This is a genomic window from Qipengyuania benthica (assembly GCF_030717865.1).
In the GTDB taxonomy this organism is placed as follows: domain Bacteria; phylum Pseudomonadota; class Alphaproteobacteria; order Sphingomonadales; family Sphingomonadaceae; genus Qipengyuania; species Qipengyuania benthica.
On sequence record NZ_JAVAIL010000002.1, the window covers coordinates 696759 to 714379 of the forward strand.

Here is a 17621-nt window from a genome sequence, read left to right on the forward strand (position 1 = left end):
CAGCGCAGTTTCATGAACAGGAAACAACAAGGATCTGTTGCATTTCAGTAACTATCGTGCGCCGACCTGTGCAAATATTTCGACGGTTTTGAGGAACGGAGATCCCGATCGGGCAGCTGACGCGGGGAGGCACGGGCGAGCCTTTCGCAAATCCTCGCGCACGCCTATATGAAGGCCTCCAATGACAGACACGACCCTCATGACCATTCCAGGACAGGTCGATCCGGTCCCGACCTCGCGCGACATCACGCCGCGAGCGGACGGCCGCATCGATCTGCTCGGACTGCCACGCCCCCGCCTTCGCGCGCTGCTGGAGGACGCCGGACTCGATCCGAAACAGGCCAAGCTTCGCGCCAAGCAGTTGTTCCACTGGCTCTATCATCGCGGCATTACCGATTTCGCCAAGATGACTGACATTGCCAAGGCGATGCGCCCCTGGCTGACCGAGCGTTTCGTGATCGGCCGCCCGCAGATCGTCGAGGCGCAGCATTCGAGCGACGGCACGCGCAAGTGGCTGCTGCAGACCAGCGACGGGCACGAGTTCGAGATGGTCTTCATCCCCGATGCCGATCGCGGCACGCTGTGCGTCTCGAGCCAGGTCGGCTGCACGCTCAACTGCACCTTCTGCCACACAGGAACGATGCGCCTGGTCCGCAATTTGACCCCTGGCGAGATCGTCGGCCAGGTGATGCTCGCGCGCGATGCTCTGGGCGAATGGCCCAAGGGCAAGATGGATTTCGCGGGCGAGGAGACCGAGGCCGATTATCGCGCTGACGGCAGGCTGCTCACCAACATCGTGATGATGGGAATGGGCGAGCCGCTCTACAATTTCGACAATGTTCGCGACGCGCTGCAACTGGTGATGGATGGCGAGGGGCTGGCGCTGTCCAAGCGCCGCATCACGCTGTCGACCAGCGGCGTGGTGCCGATGATGGCGCGCTGCGGCGAGGAGATCGGCGTCAATCTCGCGGTTTCGCTCCACGCGGTGACCAAGGAAGTGCGCGACGAGATCGTTCCGATCAACCGCAAATACGGCATCGAGGAGCTGCTCCAGGCCTGCGCCGATTATCCCAGCGCCAACAACGCGCGGCGGATCACCTTCGAATATGTGATGCTCAAGGACAAGAACGACAGCGACGCGGATGCGCACGAGCTCGTCCGCCTGCTGCGCGAATACGATCTGCCCGCCAAGGTCAATCTGATCCCGTTCAATCCCTGGCCGGGTTCCGCTTACGAATGCTCCACACCCGAGCGGATCCGCTCCTTCAGCAGCATCGTGTTCGATGCTGGTATTTCGGCACCCGTGCGCACACCCCGCGGTCGCGACATCGATGCCGCCTGCGGTCAGCTCAAGACCTCGGCCCAGAAGAAGAGCCGGGCGCAGCGCGACCGCGAAGCGGCGGAGGCTGCGGTCGCCTGATGGCCGACGCCGCGACCCTTGCTTTCTATCAGGAGCAGGCGCCGCGTTACACGATGAGTTTCGGCCAGGCGCCCAGCCGCCATCTCGACCGTTTTCTCGATCGCCTGCCATCGGGCGCACGCATCCTCGAGCTGGGTTGCGGCGGCGGCCGGGATTCCGCCCGGATTCGCGAGCGGGGCTTCGATCTCGACGCCACCGATGCGACGCCGGCGATGGTCGGGAAGGCCAACGAGCGATTCGACGTCGGCGCGCGGTTGATGCGGTTCGAGGAGCTCGACGCTCAAGAAGCCTACGACGCCGTCTGGGCGCACGCCTGCCTGATCCATGTGGAGCGCGCCGCAATGCCATCGGTGCTGTCGGCCATCCACCGCTCGCTCAGGCCCGGCGGATGGCATTTCGCCAACTACAAGCTCGGCAATGGCGAGGGACGCGATCGCCACGGCAGGTTGCACAATTTCCCCTCCGGCGATTGGCTGGAGGAAGTCTATCGCGGCGCCGAGTTCGCGATTGAGGAATCCACGGTTTACACCGGCGAAGGAGCCGATGGAGTGGTGCGCGACTGGAGCGCGCTGACGGTCCGCAAACCATGACTCGCGCGGCCACGGTTCATGCGCTCTGCATCGGCCAGCCGCAGCCGTTCAATGGCGCCGAGCTTAGCGCCATCGCCAAACGCGCCGTCGCAGGTCCGATCGCGATCCGCAGCTTCGGGCTCGAGGGCGACATGGTTGCCGACACCAAGCACCATGGCGGACCCGATATGGCGGTCCATCACTATCCTCGCGAGCATTACGCCGGTTGGAGCGAATGGCTGGGCGGCCATGAAGTGCTCGGCTGCGACGCGCCTTTCGGCGAGAACATCGTCGCGAGCGGGATGATCGAAACCGATGTTCATATCGGCGACCGCTTTCGGCTGGGCTCCGCGCTGCTCGAGGTCAGCCAGCCGCGCCAGCCATGCTGGAAACTCGAGCATCGCTTCGGTCGCAAGGGCATGGTGAAGCGCATCGTTACGAACCACAATTGCGGCTGGTATTACCGCGTAGTCGAAGAAGGCGAGGCGCGATCCGGGGATAGCATACGGCGCGTCGAGACCGGGCACCGGGATTGGAGCGTCGCGCGGCTCTTCGCCGGGCTCTACGATCCTTCGCAGCGGGCAAGCGCCGACGAACTGTGCGAGATTGCGGCGCTGGACCGGCTGTGCGAGACTTGGCGGAACCAGGCAGCGAGGGCCAGTTCGGCCTAGCCTGTTTCATCCGTCCCTCGCTCCGCCCCGGAACCAGCCGATCTACGGTCCGCGCATGCCCACCACCTAGTGGCCGCCTCCGCCTCCAATACCCAGCACCCACAAGGCGACCTGTCCGACCACCGCCAGCGCGCAAAAGGCAGTTCCCAGGATCGGCACCGCCAACCACATATCGGGCACATCCTCCGGCTGTGACTTGCGCTTAAGGCGCCATAGAGCCGCATTGACCACTACGAACACCAGCAGGATCGCCAGGCTGGTTCCGCTCGCCAAAGTCTCAAGCGGGAAGAACAGCGCGAGGGCGAGGACCACGGCGCCGGACACGACCGTTGCCCTGATCGGCGTGTTGGTCCGGTCGCTGACCCGTTCCATCTGCTTGGGCATGACGCTGCGATCGTCGCGCGCCATGTCCATCATCATGCGACTGGCCGCAACGATCTGCGCCAGCGCACCGTTGACGATGACGAACAGGCTGGCGATCGCGACGGGCAACTTCGGCCAGCCCTCCTGGGTCACCGCTTCGACCAGCGGGGCCCGCGCATCGGCGATGCCCTCGATGTCGTCGCTCCCGACCAGAGCCAGCGAGATGGCGATGTAGAACGCGAAGACGATGATCAGCGAGGTAATCATGGCGCGCGGCAGCGTCTTCTTGACGTCCTTCACCTCCTCCGCCGTCTGACCCATGTCGCCGAAACCGATGAAGCTGTAGATGGCGAGGAAGGCGCCGGCGAAGATACCCGTCGCTGCTCCGGTTCCCAGACCGTCCGCCGAAACGATCTTTCCAGGTGCGGCGATCAAAGAGTCTTTCGTCACCCACAGCACGAACAGCAGCGTGGCCATGCCGATCAGCGTCGTCACGGTCATGAACCAGGCGCTCTGCTTCATGCCCGCGATCGACACTCCGGTGATCGCGACCACCAGCCCGAGCTTGGCCATCCAGCCGGGCACCTCGATGAAGGTATCGAGGTAGCTGACGAAGCCGGTGACGATCGTGGCGGCGGACACCAGATTGGCCACGATCAACATCCAACCGGTCGCCCCGGACAGCCATTCGCGGCCAAACCCCTTCGCGGCATATTCCATCGGACCGCCCGAATCGGGGACCCGCGCCCCCATCTCCGCAAACGACAGCGCCGTGGTGAAGGCCACCAGTCCGGCAAGTAGATAGGCGATCGGCGCAAGGACGCCCGCCTCGCCTACGACTTCGCCGACCACCACAAAGATGCCCGCGCCCAGTATGGTTCCGGTTCCGTAGAATGTTAGGGTGCCCAGCCCCATCGAGCGTTCGAGCGCCATAGCTCCATCTCCCGTTGCAATCAAAGCGCTACATCCGCGCAGGCGTTCCGAGAAAGAGCTTTGCATGGCCTATCGATGATGGTTGAAGGTCGGCCATGCTTTGCAACAGCATATCCATCGACTGATGCCCCCGGCGGTTCTCATAACCGGCGGAGCGAAACGCCTCGGTGCCGCGATCGCTCGCGCATTCGGCGAAGCCGGGTGGCACGTGATCATCCACTACGGACGCTCGCGCGAGGCGGCTCAAGCTCTGGCCGACGATCTGTCCAGCGCCGAGACGGTGACCTGTGACCTCTCCGATGGCGATGCTTCGGTGGCGCTGGTCGGGCGGTTGGCGGAGCGACGGAACGATTGGCGGGTGCTGGTCAATTGCGCAAGCGTGTTCGAGCCCGACGAGGCCAGCGCACTCGATCCGCAGATCAACCGCCGCGCCATGGAGGTAAACGCCCGTACCCCCGCGCGCATGGCCCAGGCATTTCTCGCGCATCCCGGAGCTGACGCGGGACGCCGCGTCATCCAGATGACCGACCAGAAGATCCGCAATCCGAATCCGGATTTCTTCAGCTACACGATGAGCAAGCACGCGCTCGACGCCACGATCGCCATGTTGAGCAAGGCGCGCCAGCGGGCGCAGGACCGGGTATATGGATTGGCCCCGGGTGCCATCCTCGCCAGCCACGATCAGGCGCAGGAGGAAACCGAGATTTCCCACCGGCTCAACCTGCTGAAGCGCAAGACCGCGCCGATCGAAATCGCCAACGCAGCGCTGTTCCTGGCGCAGGGGTGGCTCGCAAGCGGGCAGACGCTGTTCGTCGACAGCGGGCAGCACCTGCTCGATCAGCACCGCGACGTCATCTATCTTGCCCGCGAACAGGTCCGCAGCGGAGAGAATGCATGAAACGCCACGCCCTGACCACGCGCATCTGGCACTGGATCAGCGCCGTCCTCGTGGTGATCCTGTTCATGTCGGGCCTCACCATCTCCAATGCCCACCCCTGGCTCTATTGGGGCGAAGCGGGCTTCATGCCGCAAGAGGCGTGGCTGGCCGTGCCGCGCTTTCCCGACTGGATGACGATCCCGGGATACTACAGCCTCGCGGTGGCGCGCGACTGGCACAATCTGGCGGTCTGGCCTTTCGCGCTGATGCTGCTGTTCATCTGGGTCGCGATGCTGGCGAACCGCCATTTCAAGCGCGACATCGCGACCACGGCGGAGGAATGGCAGCCGCGAAACATCCGCCGCGACATCGCCGCGCATCTCCGGCTCGACTTCGACCACGGCGCGGGCAAGTACAACTTCTTCCAGAAACTCGCCTATGGGCTGGTGTTCGGCCTCTTCCTGCCGATGATGATCTTCACCGGCATCGCGATCAGCCCGGGTCTGGGACCGACCTTCGGCTGGCTGATCGATCTGCTGGGCGGCCGGCAATCCGCGCGCGGCCTTCATTTCATCTTCGCCTTCGCGTTGTTCGGTTTCTTCGTCGTCCATGTGGTGATGGTGATGCTGGCCGGACCGGCGCGGCAGGTCAGCGACATGATCACAGGCGGCAAAGGCAAAGATGGAGAAGCCGATGCGCCGTAGGAACTTCCTCGTCGCCGCAGGCGCGGCGCTGCTGGCGGGCTGCAACAAATTCGCCGAGAGCGGGCCGGGAGCGAAACTGCTTTCCGCCGCCGAGCGCTGGCACCTGGGCGCGCATCGCTTCCTGCGCGACCGCGAAGCGCTGGCGCCGGAGTTCGCGCCCGGCGAGATCTCGCCCTTCTTTCGCGGCAATGGCACCACAGATCCGCAAAGCCCGGCCTATCAAGCCCATGCCACGCAAGGCTTTGCCGAGTGGCGGCTGGCGGTGGGCGGGCTGGTCGAGACCCCGATGGCGCTGTCGCTCGACAACATCCGGCGGCTGCCCCAGCGCACCCAGATCACTCGCCACGATTGCGTCGAAGGGTGGAGCGCGATCGGGCAATGGACCGGGCCGCAATTGTCGCTGCTGCTCGAGGCTGCCGGTCTGCGCCCCGAGGCGAAATACATCCTGTTCCTCTGTGCCGATGAACTCAATGGGGACCGGTATTACGAGAGCATCGATCTGATCGACGCCTTCCACCCGCAGACGATCGTAGCGCACAGCCTCAACGGCGAGCCGCTGCCGATCCGCAACGGCGCCCCCTTGCGGATGCGGATCGAGCGGCAATTGGGTTACAAGCACGCCAAATATCTTACCGCGATCATGGCAGTGGCGAGCCTCGACGACATCGGCGGCGGAGAAGGCGGCTACTGGGAAGATCGCGGCTATCAGTGGTACGCGGGGATCTAGCGGCCTCCGCCAGCGTAGTTCTCTTGAAGCCGGAAGGAGATAAGCGGCATGGCCGGTGGTTGGGCGCGCGATGGCGCGGTTCAGGATCAGATCGACGACACCATTTCGGACGCGGTCAAGGCGGCGCGGTCGCGAATGCCGGTGGGCGAGAGCGAGCGCTATTGCGTCGAGTGCGGCGAGGAGATTCCCGAGCGGCGGCGCGAGGCCCTGCCCGGCGTCAAGCGCTGCGTCGCCTGTCAATCGGGGCTCGATTCCAGCGCGCGCGCCTCGGGGATCAACCGCCGCGGCAGCAAGGACAGCCAGCTGCGCTAGCCGCGCGTGCCTCAGAGGTCGGGCAGGCGCTGGCTGGCGAAGCCCCATCCCGCTAGGCTCTTGCTCGCGGCGCGGTCGATCAGGCGCTTGCCATCGTCGATCGAAAACAGCTTCGCATCCTTCAAGGCCTTCAACTCGTTCCACGCGATCGGTGCCGCAACCGGTGCGCCGCTGCGCGCACGGGCGGAATAGGGCAGCACCGCCGTGCTGCCGCGCTGGTTGCGCAGCCAGTCGATGAAGATCTTCCCCTTGCGCTTGGCCTTGCTCATCGTCGCGGTGAAGCGCTCGGGCTCGGCAAGGCTGAGCGCCTCGGCAAACCGGCGGCTGAAATCCTTGTGCGCGTTCCAATCGTGGCCCGGAGTCAGCGGGACCACCACATGCACGCCCTTCCCACCAGAGAGCATGGCGAAACTCACCAGTCCCAGATCGGAGAGCCGGTCGCGGATATCGCGTGCCGCGCTCTTTACGTCTTCGAAATCGAGCCCCTCGTCGGGATCGAGATCGAACACCATCCGGTCGGGCGCCTCGACATCGCCGCTGCGCGATCCCCAGCCGTGGAACTCGATCGTTCCCATCTGGACGCATTGCAGCAACCCGCGCGCATCCTCGACGAACAGATAATCCTCGCTGCCGCCGTCTTTTTCGACGATCGGCACGTGGCGCACCGCGTCGCCGAAGCTGCCGCTGTCGTGCTTCTGAAAAAAGCACTTCTTGGCTCGCCCCTGCGGGCAGCGCACCAAGCTGACCGGGCGTTCCGCAGCGAACGGCAGCATGATCGAGGCGACCATCTCGTAGTAGTCGGCGAGCTGCCCCTTGGTCTGCCCGCTCTCGGGAAAAACGACCCGCTCGCGGCTGCTGATCGCGACCTGGGCGGCGGGCGCCGGGGGATCGGCGGGTAGCTCCGGGGTGACGTCCTCGGCCGGCTTGTCGGTGCGCAGACCGAGATAGCTGCCGTGGCGGACATTTCCCGCGGCGGTGAATTCGGCGAAGGCGATCTCGGCGACCAGTTTCGGCGTCACCCAGGAGACCCCGCGGCTCGATACCTTGTCGACCTCGGCGGGCGGTGTCTTGCGGGCCAGCCGCTTCAGCTTGCCCGCCAGTTCCTCCATGTCGTCCTGCGAGAAGCCGGTGCCGACGTTGCCCTTGTAGACGAGTTCGTCACCCTCATGCTGCGCCAGCAGCAGCGACGAAAAGGGACGCGCCTTGGCCGACGACTTCTTCCAGCCGATCACGACGAACTCCTGCCGCCGCGTGCATTTGACCTTCACCCAGGATTTCGACCGGCGCGAAGCATAGCGGCCGTCGATGGTCTTGGAGATGATCCCTTCCTGCTTCGCGCCGCACATCGCGCGGTAGAGCTTCTCCCCCGCCCCGATGACATGCTGGGCGACATGGATCGGCGGCTCGGCACGGTCGAGCAGCGCTTCGAGCCGCTCCTTGCGCTCCACATTCGGCAGGTCGGTCAGGTCCTCCCCTTCGGCCTCGAGCAGATCGAAGGCGTAGAAGAGCAGATCATCGCCCTTCCCCTGCGCCCCATGCCCGCGCTTGAGCACGCTCTGCAGTGATGAGAAATCGGGGTTGCCATCCGCGTCGGTGGCGACGATCTCGCCATCGATCAGGCAGCTCGGGAGATCGAGCGCGGCGAAGCTCTCGACCAGCGGAGCGAACTTGTCGGTCCAGTCCTTGCCATTGCGTGTGTAGACCCGGACCTCCTCGCCCTTCGCCGCGACCAGCGCCCGATAGCCGTCGAACTTGATCTCGTGCATCCAGCGATTGCCGGTGGGCACATCGTCGACCAGCGTGGCGAGCTGCGGCTTGCGAAAATTGGGCAGCGGAGCGGGTTTGGCGGGTTTGGCGGTCCTGGCCTTCCCCGCATTGCGCGAGGCGGCCTTTTCCATCTGCGCCAGAAAGGCATCGTCCTTCTTGCCCGCCAGCGAGTACTCGCCTTTGCGGTCCGCCGCGATCTCCGCCATCGAGCGACCGGTCAGCACGCTGGTCAGTTCGCGCTGGACCAACGCATCGCCCTCCTGCGCATGGTCGTCCTGCAGCTTGCGCAGGAGCCAGTTCTCGCGCTTCTCGCCGGGCTTCTTCTTCAGCCGGATCAGCAGCCATTCGCCCTTCATCCGCTCGCCCTCAAGACAGAAGTGGAGATGGCCCTTGTCGAGATCCGAAGCGCTCTTGCCTGCGATCGGCGCCCAGGTCCCGCGATCCCACAGCATCACCGTCCCGCCGCCATATTCCTCCTTCGGAATGGTCCCCTCGAACTCGGCATAGGACATCGGATGATCCTCCGTGCGCACCGCCAGCCGCTTGATGTCGGGATCGGGTGATGGCCCCTTGGTGACCGCCCAGCTCTTGAGCACGCCGTCCACTTCCAGCCGCAAATCCCAGTGCAGCCGCGTCGCATCGTGCTTCTGGACGATGAAGAGATCGCCGCCCGAGCTGCTCTGCGCCTTGCCAGAAGGCTCGGGCGTCTTCCCGAAGTCGCGCTTGGCGTTGTAGGTGGCGAGGGGATCGGTGCGCGCCATCGATCAAGCGGATTTCTTCTTGCGCGCGGTGCTCTTTGCCGCCCCCTTCGCCGGTTTGCCCGTGCCCTTCTCGGCGGCGACCGATTTCTTCAGCGCCGCCATCAGATCGATGACATTGCCGCCCGCGGCACCGCCGGGCTCGTCGACCTCCTCGAGGATCCGCTTGCCGTCCTTGGCCTTGGCCTTCTTGTCGATCAGCTTGCGCAGCGCCTGGGCGTAGCGATCCTCGAACTCGCCCGCATCGAAGGGGGCGGTCTTCTTGTCGATCAGGCTGGTGGCGAGCTCGAGCAGATCCTCGTCGGGCTTGTCGTCGCCGATCTCGCCGAAAAAGGACTGACCCTTGCGGACCTCGTCGGCATAGCGCAGCGTCTCGAGCAGCAGTCCCTTGCCGCAGGGCTTGACCGCGACCAGCTTCTCCGCGCCGCGCACCGACAATTGCCCCAGCCCGACCTTGCCCGCTGCGCGCAGCGCATCGCGCAGCACGATGAAGGCCTCCTCGGCGAGCTCGTCCTTGGGGACGACGTAATAGGGCTTCTCGTAATAGAGCGCGTCGATCTCATGCGCCTCGACGAACTGGACCAGTTCGAGCGTGCGCTTGCTCTCGACCTTGACCGCCTCGATCTCCTCGTCCTCGAGCAACACGTAATTGCCCTTGGACAATTCATAGCCCTTGACGATCTCGTCGCGGTCGACCGGACCGACCCCGGCGACGACCTTGTCGTAGGCGATCCTTTTGCCCGAAGGCTCGTGGATCTGCCGGAAGCTGATCTTGGCTCCCGATTGCGTCGCGGAATAAAGCTCGACCGGGATCGAGACCAGCGCGAGCCGGATCTGACCCTGCCAATAGGCGCGTGCAGCCATGAAATGGTTCCTTTCGAGATATAGCAGCGCTTGAACCGCCCAAATGTTTCGCACGGCTCGTGATGCGCCGTTTGGATTGCCGCTCGCGCCGCACGCTGGTAACGGGCGCGCGCACCCCGGGCCTGGCTTGCAGGTCGGTATTTCAGGAACTGCCCTTCATGCCCAGCACCTCCGAAGCCCATCCCCGTAAAGTCGTCCTCGCCTATTCGGGCGGGCTCGACACCTCGGTGATCGCCAAATGGCTGAGCGTCGAGCGCGGCTGCGAGGTCGTGACCTTTACCGCCGATTTGGGCCAGGGCGAGGAGATCGAGCCGGCGCGCGACAAGGCCCGCGCGATGGGGATCCCCGACGCCAACATCTTCATCGAGGATCTGCGCGAGGAGTTCGTGCGCGATTTCGTCTTCCCGATGATGCGCGCCAACGCCCGCTACGAGGGCGACTATCTGCTCGGCACCAGCATCGCCCGCCCGCTGATCTCGAAGCGGCTGGTCGAGATCGCGCGCGAGACCGGCGCCGACGCGATCGCGCATGGCGCCACCGGCAAGGGCAACGACCAGGTCCGTTTCGAGCTGTCCGCCTATGCACTCGCGCCCGACATCACGGTGATCGCGCCGTGGCGCGAGTGGGATCTGACCAGCCGCACCGCGCTGATCGCCTGGGCCGAAGCGCACCAGATCGCGGTGCCCAAGGACAAGCGCGGCGAGAGCCCCTTCTCCACCGATGCCAACCTCCTGCATACATCGTCGGAGGGCAAGGTGCTCGAGGATCCGTGGGAGGAGACGCCCGACTATGTCTATTCGCGCACCGAGCATCCCGAGCAGGCACCCGACGCGCCCGAATACATCACGCTGGAGTTCGAGCACGGGGACGGGGTGGCGCTCAATGGCGAGGCGCTGAGCCCCGCCGCGCTGCTGACCGCGCTCAACGAGCTCGGTCGGCGCCACGGGATCGGCCGGCTCGATCTGGTCGAGAACCGCTTCGTCGGCATGAAAAGCCGCGGGATGTACGAGACGCCCGGCGGCGAGATCTACGCCCGCGCGCATCGCGGGATCGAGCAGCTCACGCTCGACCGCGGCGCGGCGCATCTGAAAGACGAGCTGATGCCGCGCTATGCCGAACTGATCTACAACGGTCTGTGGTTCAGCCCCGAGCGCGAGATGCTGCAGGCGGCGGTGGACCTCAGCCAGCAGAAGGTGGACGGCACCGTGCGACTCAAGCTCTACAAGGGCACGACCAGCGTAGTCGGGCGTAAATCGGCGAACTCGCTCTATTCCGAAGCGCACGTCACCTTCGAGGACGATGCCGGAGCCTACGACCAGAAGGACGCCGAGGGCTTCATCAAATTGAACGCGCTGCGACTCAGGCTGCTGGCGCAACGCGATCGCAGCGCGGGATAGCGGACGAGCTCGGCAATATTGTTTCGCAGCTTTGCGCAGAGCACCTGCTCTTGCGCCGAAGCGTTGAGTTATCCACTCGCGTCCACAGCGAAATCGGGCGGCGGTGGATAAGCCGGGCTCGGAATGCTTGTGGAGTTGGCATCGCGGGCGCAGTCTCAATCCATCGGAACGGCGCGGAAATGCCGGGAGATCGACGGTCCAACGACCTGAGATCGCTCGACAAATTCGAACCGGAAAGACGTGGCGAAGTCTGTCCACGCCTGTCTCGAGATTGCCGAGTACAAGGACTTTGTCTGCAGGCTCGGCGGTCGATGACGGATAGGCGCAAAGGCGCGTCGCTGCGGATCGGGCCGACCGGTCGGATGCCCGCGAGGTATCGGGGAGGATCCTTGATCCGAACCGAGGTCCCAACGGCGCCGGCCATAAGGAAATCCCGGTCGCGGAAATGCCCGTCGAGCGTTTTCGCGCATGGCCTGCGAAGGGGTTCGCCCCGGATCGGCCACGCGGGATAACAGGAGGGTGTTCCCGGATGCCGGTGCGAGCGCCGGCGACGGACCCGATTGCGCGCTTCGGTGCGCATCTGGGAAACCGCCGGATGCCAAGCGCCCGTTTCGGCGGGACCACGCATCGGTGAGAGTGGGGTCGGCAGCGATGCCGGCCCCATTTTGCTATGCCCCGCAGACCGCGCCTTCTCGTGACGGCGCTCTCCGTTCTCCGTCGCTCCCGCTTCGCTCGCTCGCTCCTTCGTTCGCCGGATCCTTCCGCGCAGCGAATCGGTCGTTTCTGATGCGCTCTCCACACCGCTGCAGGAAAATGGAAACCGCACCCGGCGCTCGGTTTCCGCTGTGCACCGCCGCAAAGCGCGACGAACTGTGGCAGCAATGGGGCGGTTGCCGCCGGGGTTCCGGCACAGCCCTCCGCAATGGGCTAGAGAGGTGCCGCAACAATTGGAGGGAACAGTTTTGTCCCATCGCAGTTTGAAGCTCTTTTTTCTGGCCGCCGCGATCGCGGTTCCGGCCAGCGCCGCCACTCCGGTGGATCACAATGCAGACCAATCCGGCGAGACTCCCGCCGCGCCGATCCGGTTCGAAGCCGGCCCCGTGGTCCAGCAGGTCCCGCCCGCTCCCGCTCCCGAAGCCGCCGTCGAAGACGATGCGCAGTCGCTCGGCAGCGGGGTCGCCTCCTATTACGGCGCCAAGTTCCACGGTCGCCGCACCGCCAGCGGCGAGCGGTTCGACATGCACGCGCTGACCGCGGCGCACCGCAGCCTGCCGTTCGGCAGCGAGGTCCGCGTCACCGATCCGCGCTCGGGCCGCTCGGTCACGGTGCGGATCAACGACCGCGGTCCGTTCTCGCGCCACCGCACGATCGATCTCTCGCGCGCCGCCGCGCAGGAGATCGGGCTGGTCAACCGCGGCCACGGCACGGTCGAGCTCGAGCTCCTCAGCTAACCACCTCCCCCACTACCCCCCCTTCACTACCCCGCACCATTCTCCGGCTTGCCGGGGCCCGCGCTTCCCGCGATAGATCGCGCGGGGGAGGACGCGAGCGATGGCGGGTTTCGATTTCCTGTTCGAGGGGTTCACGCTGCTGCTCGGGCTGGCGATGGCCGAGGCGCTGGGCGGGTATGCCGCGATGCTCAAGCTGCGCGCTCGGCGCCGCGTTCCGGGCGCTCCCGAGAGCGACCATCCGCCCCCCCAGAATCCGCAGCGGATCGGCCTCCTGCTCCCGCTGCTGATCCTGATGTTCCTCGCGATGCTCTCGACCTTCTGGCTCGACATCTACCAGATCCAGAACCAGCTCCCGTTCAACCTCGCTTCGGTGCTGTGCGTGCTGCTGTTCATCGGCAGCTATTACGTGATCGCCAGCCTGCTGTGGCCCGAACATCCCGAGGCCTGGGCCGATCTCGACGACTATTATTTCGCGCACCGCAAATTCGTGGTGCTGGGGATGATCGGCCTGTCGCTCGCGCAGGAGGCGGCGCTGACCTTGGCGGAGGTGGAATATCCCGAACTGCCCGCGCCGCCCGAATTCGCGACGCTCGGGCTGGTGGGCGACATCGCGACCGCAGCGGGGATCGTCGCCCTGCTCGCCCTGCCCTTCGTCCGCCGGCGCTGGCTCAGCCTGCTGCTGCTGCTGACGGTGCTCGCCTCGGTGGGGCTGGATGCGACCGCCTCCGCCTTGGGTTTCGGCATGTATGTCCCGGTCGTGCTGGAGGGAGTGCCGGCCTGAGAGGAACCGGAGCGAGAGGAACCGGAGCGAGGGGAGCCGGGCGCGGCTGACACTTGCGACACGGGGTCGCGGCGGGGCCCGGGTTGTGCGAAATCGCTCGCGGCCTCGTCCGCCAAGCCACTGGAATCGCTGACTGAGCCTGCCGCCAAAGCGTCACCTTGCGAGGCAGGCGCTGCGCCCGAACCGTCACCTTGCGGCGCCGCGTCCGCTCTGAAGTCCTCCGCGTCCCCTTCCCCAGCCTCCCCTTCCCCAGCCTCCCCAGCCAGCACGCGGTCGAGCAGTTCGCGGCCCTCGGCCTGCCATTGCTCGAAGCGCGCCAGCGCCTTGGCGGTCGCGCGCTCGACCGCGCGGTCGTCGGCGCGGTGGCGCGCGGCGGCGTCGCGGTAGTCCTTCCGACCCGCCGCCACCGCCGCCTCCTGCGCTTCGAGCGCCTCCTCGCAGGCGAGCCCGAACACCCCCAGGCGGCTGGGCGGAAGATCCGCGCAGACCGGAGCGGCAGGCGCGGTCGGCGTCTCGCCCGCAGCGGTTCCGGTTTCGGGCCAGGCGTGCTCGCAATCCTCCGCCGCCAGCCGCACGCCGAGCTGCGCCGCGCGGGAATGGTGCTCGGGGACGCTCTGCCCGGCGCGCGCGGCGAGCAGCGTGTCGAAACATTCCGCGCGCGCTTGCGCCTCGCGCTCGCCGCTCCCGCCCGCCGCAATCCGCCGGTCGAGCCGCGCGAGATGGGTGAGCAGATAGCGCGGATCGTGGCGCCGCCAGGTGGCGACATGCTCGCCGCGGCAGAACACCGGCACGGCCACCCCGTCGAAGGCGCGGGAGGCCAGCTCAGCCTCGCCCGCGGCGCGCGCATGGACCAGCGCCGCCTCCCACAAGTTCGCGAAAGCGGGCTCGCGGCGGCGAAACCGATAGACGGTGTCGCGGCTCACCCCGACCCGCGCCGCCGCGGCGCGGACATTGCCGTGGAGCGCGAGGCCATCGAGAAACCGCACCTGCTGCGCCGCGCCGAATTTCGAGTTGGCGGGCGTGGGATCGCCGGGGCCGGAACAGGGGTCCGCCCAAGGGTCGGAATCCAGCACGATTTCGCGCGGCGGATCGCCGGGCAACCAGCCCCCAGGCCATTGCGGGGCGGCGGAGTTGCGACCAGAGCCGCCCATCCGGCCCGCCTGCCGCGCCTGCAGCAGCGCGGCGCTGGAGGGGTAATGGTCGTAGGGGGTCTTGGCGGCGGGGCTGGCGGAACCCTGCGCGGCGCTGCGGGGGTCCTGCCCGTAATCGTAGGACAGCCCGTAGTAGGGATCGTCGTCGGTGTCGGGTTCGGGGTCGGGGTCGCCGTACGGCGCCTCCGCCTCCCACCCCCGCCCGGCCTTGCTCTTGAGCCCGCGCGACAACCAGTCCTGCGTGGGGACGCCGTAATCCTGCGGGAGTCCCCGCGAAGGCGGGGACCTCAGGCCGCCAGCGGACCGCTCGCTACCCGCCGCCCCATCGCCATCGGGATTATCGCAAGGCATGGTGAATTTGTCGAAGCGGTGGGCGATATCGGGAGTGTCGGTCATGCCACGCCTCCCGTGCGAGAGAGCGCCGAACAGCTAGCGGAGAACGCTAAACGGCGCGAAGCGCCGCAAGCGCGACCGCGCGCCGGCCGGTCAGGCCGAAAGCCTAGCGCGCGGATGCGCGCGCCGGCGCCTGAGGCGAAAACAAAAAGACTCTGAGGCATGATCCGATCTCCGTGGGGATGAACGAATCGAACCATCTATGGCATGTGGGGGTCTGTAGGAAAATGATTTGTTCGAAACTTTGACATTGCTGCGGCTAGTCCGTCAGGTATGAATCGCGCCATGGCCAAAGCAAACTTGCTCGATACAAACACCGCAAACGTCGTGGAGCTAATTGGCAACGGAAGAATCTTTCGCGTTCCGCCCTATCAGCGCGACTATTCGTGGGGTGAAGAGCAATGGGAAGACCTATGGACCGATGTAACGGAGCTCGTTCAGAAGCCCGACGATAAGCATTACCTAGGGGCTCTTGTAGTAGAGGCCAAATCGGACCGTGAATTCGAGATTATCGACGGACAACAAAGGCTAGCAACAATCAGTCTACTTGCCCTCGCTATCATCGCTAGGCTCCAAAATCTAGCTGCCCGCGATATTGAGAGGGATAAAAACCAAGAGCGCGCTCAAGCGCTGCGGTCGATATTCCTTGGGCAAAAGGACCCTGCCTCGTTAATAGAGGCCAGCAAATTATATCTTAACGAAAACAACAATAGCTTTTACCAAGACTACTTAATACAGCTAAAGAGCCCGCTAAATCCTAGAGGATTAGAAAAATCCAATAAGCTTCTTTGGACATGCTTCGAATATTTTTCAAAGCAATTATCGCAACTCGAGTTTTGCGAAGACGGAGAAAGGCTCGCCACTCTACTATCTGAGACGATTGGCCGCCAACTAATGTTTATACGGATCAGTGTCGATGACGAGTTAAATGCGTATACAGTCTTCGAGACACTTAATGCGCGCGGCTTGGAGCTAACTTCAACAGACCTCCTTAAGAATTACATGTTTTCTCGCATTTCTGTAAAAACCGATCGTGACGTATTACATCGTCGGTGGCAATCCTTGATCGCCAAAGTAACGGCCCCAAGCTTTCCGGAATTTCTCCGCTATCACCTTCTTACGAAATACCCAAAGGTTCGGACTCAACGGCTATTCAAGATATTCCGAGAGCAAATAAAAGAACCGCAGGACGTATTTAAGTTACTAGATGAGCTTGAACCCCGCGCGGAAATTTATGCAGCGCTAAAAGATCCGACACACGGATATTGGCAGGAGACGCCTTCTGCACGGCCGTATATACTCGATTTCAAATTATTTCGAGTACGGCAAATGACGCCAACGCTATTCGCTGCTTGGGAAAAGTACTCCATCGAAGAATTTGTCAAGCTCCTCAAACTAATATCAATTATTTCTTTTAGATATAATGTAATAAGCGACTTGAATACAAATACCTTGGAGCCGATTTACCACGAAGGCGCTAAAAATATTTTGGATGGATCGTCAACAAGGGCAAGTGATTCAGCGAGGGACTTGCGTCGCATTTACGTCGGTGATGACAAATTTAAATCCGACTTCTCCAGTTTCTCTGTGAGCGGTAGCGGCCAGAGCAAAAAGCTCGTTCGGTACATTCTAGCAAAGCTTGAGTCTCATGTTTCTGGAATACCGCGGGACCCGGAAACCGATAGCGGTTCGATTGAGCATATCTTGCCAGAAAATCCGTCACAGGATTGGACAATCATGTTTCCAGAGGAGCTTTGGGAACAATCGATATATCGTGTCGGCAATCTTACCCTGCTCGAAGTTAATAAAAATCGAGACATTGGAAATAAGCCATACGGCGAGAAGGTGCTAGTTTATCCTACAAGTCAATATCGGCTTACGCAGAAGGTCGCGGAATACGCTCCAGAAGATTGGACGCCCGCCAGATTAAACGCGCGACAGATCTCGATGGCAAACCGCGCTCTGCAGATTTGGCGATCGGATTATGCGTAAGGGCGCCGTGTAAGAGAGAAGGTCTAGCTTTCAGTCGCGCAATACCTTGACCAACTGCCCGTGGGCAAAAATTATCGATCCCTTTGTCCTTAGTTTATCGAAGGACGTGCTCGTCAGCCGTGGATAAGCCTCGGCCGCGTGCAACGCGGCACCGCTCCACCATCCTGCGGATGGTCCCCCTCTCCATCGTAAGATGGGGAGGACCTTTGCGTCCTTAATGTGAGCCTAAATATCGTCCGCGACATCCTCGGCTTCGTTCTCGACTTCCTCGACGCAATCGACGTCGTCGGGGGCGCAGGTGACGGCAGCGGCGCCGGCTCCGGCGCCCAGCAGCGCGGCGCAGCCCGAGGTGGCGAAAGCCGCCAGCGCGGCGGCGGCAAGTGCGGGTTTCTTCATGGGTTTTCTCCTTTTGCGATGCCGATTCAATGGGCTCGGGCGGAGGAGGTTCCGGGTTTTCGCGGGGTGTGGGGAGCGGGGGGAGCGGGATTGCG

General features: G+C 64.0%; 15 protein-coding genes. 10 read left to right on the forward strand and 5 right to left on the reverse strand.

What is annotated here, in order from left to right; all coding sequences use genetic code 11:
- Positions 1-181: 181 nt before the first annotated feature.
- Genes rlmN through Q9K01_RS08620 form a run of 3 tightly spaced genes read left to right on the forward strand, consistent with a single transcriptional unit; the run spans position 182 to position 2660 of the window.
- On the forward strand, positions 182-1420 hold the full coding sequence (gene rlmN / locus Q9K01_RS08610; RefSeq protein WP_305929798.1) for a dual-specificity RNA methyltransferase RlmN: 1239 nt from the start codon (positions 182-184) through the stop codon (positions 1418-1420).
- Positions 1420-2010, forward strand: a complete 591-nt coding sequence (locus Q9K01_RS08615) for a class I SAM-dependent methyltransferase (RefSeq protein ID WP_305929799.1) — start codon at positions 1420-1422, stop codon at positions 2008-2010. The genes rlmN and Q9K01_RS08615 overlap by 1 nt, the downstream gene beginning before the upstream one ends.
- On the forward strand, positions 2007-2660 hold the full coding sequence (locus Q9K01_RS08620) for an MOSC domain-containing protein (RefSeq protein WP_305929800.1): 654 nt from the start codon (positions 2007-2009) through the stop codon (positions 2658-2660). The genes Q9K01_RS08615 and Q9K01_RS08620 overlap by 4 nt, the downstream gene beginning before the upstream one ends.
- 66 nt (positions 2661-2726) lie before the next feature.
- Here Q9K01_RS08620 and Q9K01_RS08625 read toward each other — a convergent pair whose 3' ends face one another.
- Positions 2727-3956 (reverse strand): APC family permease, encoded by a 1230-nt coding sequence (locus Q9K01_RS08625; protein ID WP_305929801.1) that lies wholly within the window; start codon positions 3954-3956, stop codon positions 2727-2729.
- A 124-nt stretch (positions 3957-4080) separates the two neighbouring features.
- On the opposite strand from Q9K01_RS08625, the gene Q9K01_RS08630 reads away from it, so the two are divergent.
- From Q9K01_RS08630 to Q9K01_RS08645, 4 genes are read left to right on the forward strand one after another with little or no spacing between them, the layout of a single operon-like run.
- The gene (locus Q9K01_RS08630) at positions 4081-4854 is read left to right on the forward strand and encodes an SDR family oxidoreductase (RefSeq protein WP_305929802.1); all 774 of its coding nucleotides are present in this window, start codon (positions 4081-4083) and stop codon (positions 4852-4854) included.
- A complete protein-coding gene (locus tag Q9K01_RS08635) occupies positions 4851-5537 on the forward strand; it encodes a cytochrome b/b6 domain-containing protein (protein WP_305929803.1) in 687 nt (228 codons plus the stop codon). Before Q9K01_RS08630 ends, Q9K01_RS08635 begins: the two co-directional genes overlap by 4 nt.
- Entirely contained in the window at positions 5527-6264 is a 738-nt protein-coding gene (locus Q9K01_RS08640; RefSeq protein ID WP_422785303.1) for a molybdopterin-binding protein, read from the forward strand. Before Q9K01_RS08635 ends, Q9K01_RS08640 begins: the two co-directional genes overlap by 11 nt.
- A gap of 48 nt (positions 6265-6312) precedes the next feature.
- Positions 6313-6576 carry a DksA/TraR family C4-type zinc finger protein gene (locus Q9K01_RS08645; RefSeq protein ID WP_305929805.1) on the forward strand — a complete coding sequence of 88 codons (264 nt, stop codon included), beginning with the start codon at positions 6313-6315 and terminating at the stop codon, positions 6574-6576.
- Positions 6577-6587: 11 nt separating this feature from the next.
- On the opposite strand, the gene ligD is transcribed toward Q9K01_RS08645, so the two are convergent.
- Together ligD and ku are read right to left on the reverse strand one after the other, a co-directional pair.
- Entirely contained in the window at positions 6588-9104 is a 2517-nt protein-coding gene (ligD, locus tag Q9K01_RS08650; protein WP_305929806.1) for a DNA ligase D, read from the reverse strand.
- A 3-nt stretch (positions 9105-9107) separates the two neighbouring features.
- Complete coding sequence (gene ku / locus Q9K01_RS08655) at positions 9108-9965, reverse strand: non-homologous end joining protein Ku (protein WP_305929807.1); 858 nt, start codon at positions 9963-9965, stop codon at positions 9108-9110.
- A gap of 158 nt (positions 9966-10123) precedes the next feature.
- Between ku and Q9K01_RS08660 the strand changes: the two genes are divergently transcribed.
- Complete coding sequence (locus Q9K01_RS08660; protein ID WP_305929808.1) at positions 10124-11362, forward strand: argininosuccinate synthase; 1239 nt, start codon at positions 10124-10126, stop codon at positions 11360-11362.
- Positions 11363-12339: 977 nt separating this feature from the next.
- The gene (locus Q9K01_RS08665) at positions 12340-12813 is read left to right on the forward strand and encodes a septal ring lytic transglycosylase RlpA family protein (RefSeq protein ID WP_305929809.1); all 474 of its coding nucleotides are present in this window, start codon (positions 12340-12342) and stop codon (positions 12811-12813) included.
- A gap of 465 nt (positions 12814-13278) precedes the next feature.
- On the opposite strand, the gene Q9K01_RS08670 is transcribed toward Q9K01_RS08665, so the two are convergent.
- Positions 13279-15141 carry a hypothetical protein gene (locus Q9K01_RS08670; protein WP_305929810.1) on the reverse strand — a complete coding sequence of 621 codons (1863 nt, stop codon included), beginning with the start codon at positions 15139-15141 and terminating at the stop codon, positions 13279-13281.
- A gap of 282 nt (positions 15142-15423) precedes the next feature.
- Here Q9K01_RS08670 and Q9K01_RS08675 point away from each other — a divergent pair, with 282 nt between their 5' ends.
- A complete protein-coding gene (locus Q9K01_RS08675; RefSeq protein ID WP_305929811.1) occupies positions 15424-17130 on the forward strand; it encodes a DUF262 domain-containing protein in 1707 nt (568 codons plus the stop codon).
- A gap of 225 nt (positions 17131-17355) precedes the next feature.
- On the opposite strand, the gene Q9K01_RS08680 is transcribed toward Q9K01_RS08675, so the two are convergent.
- Positions 17356-17526: a hypothetical protein gene (locus tag Q9K01_RS08680; RefSeq protein ID WP_305929812.1), complete on the reverse strand. Its 171-nt coding sequence runs from the start codon at positions 17524-17526 to the stop codon at positions 17356-17358.
- Positions 17527-17621 lie beyond the last annotated feature (95 nt).

Coding starts and splice junctions, on each gene's coding strand:
- Q9K01_RS08675 (WP_305929811.1), top strand. CDS start 15,424: ATGGCCAAAGCAAACTTGCTCGATACAAACACCGCAAACGTCGTGGAG.
- ku (WP_305929807.1), bottom strand. CDS start 9,965: ATGGCTGCACGCGCCTATTGGCAGGGTCAGATCCGGCTCGCGCTGGTC.
- Q9K01_RS08620 (WP_305929800.1), top strand. CDS start 2,007: ATGACTCGCGCGGCCACGGTTCATGCGCTCTGCATCGGCCAGCCGCAG.
- Q9K01_RS08680 (WP_305929812.1), bottom strand. CDS start 17,526: ATGAAGAAACCCGCACTTGCCGCCGCCGCGCTGGCGGCTTTCGCCACC.
- Q9K01_RS08625 (WP_305929801.1), bottom strand. CDS start 3,956: ATGGCGCTCGAACGCTCGATGGGGCTGGGCACCCTAACATTCTACGGA.
- Q9K01_RS08645 (WP_305929805.1), top strand. CDS start 6,313: ATGGCCGGTGGTTGGGCGCGCGATGGCGCGGTTCAGGATCAGATCGAC.
- Q9K01_RS08660 (WP_305929808.1), top strand. CDS start 10,124: ATGCCCAGCACCTCCGAAGCCCATCCCCGTAAAGTCGTCCTCGCCTAT.
- Q9K01_RS08630 (WP_305929802.1), top strand. CDS start 4,081: ATGCCCCCGGCGGTTCTCATAACCGGCGGAGCGAAACGCCTCGGTGCC.
- rlmN (WP_305929798.1), top strand. CDS start 182: ATGACAGACACGACCCTCATGACCATTCCAGGACAGGTCGATCCGGTC.
- Q9K01_RS08635 (WP_305929803.1), top strand. CDS start 4,851: ATGAAACGCCACGCCCTGACCACGCGCATCTGGCACTGGATCAGCGCC.
- ligD (WP_305929806.1), bottom strand. CDS start 9,104: ATGGCGCGCACCGATCCCCTCGCCACCTACAACGCCAAGCGCGACTTC.
- Q9K01_RS08640 (WP_422785303.1), top strand. CDS start 5,527: ATGCGCCGTAGGAACTTCCTCGTCGCCGCAGGCGCGGCGCTGCTGGCG.
- Q9K01_RS08670 (WP_305929810.1), bottom strand. CDS start 15,141: ATGACCGACACTCCCGATATCGCCCACCGCTTCGACAAATTCACCATG.
- Q9K01_RS08615 (WP_305929799.1), top strand. CDS start 1,420: ATGGCCGACGCCGCGACCCTTGCTTTCTATCAGGAGCAGGCGCCGCGT.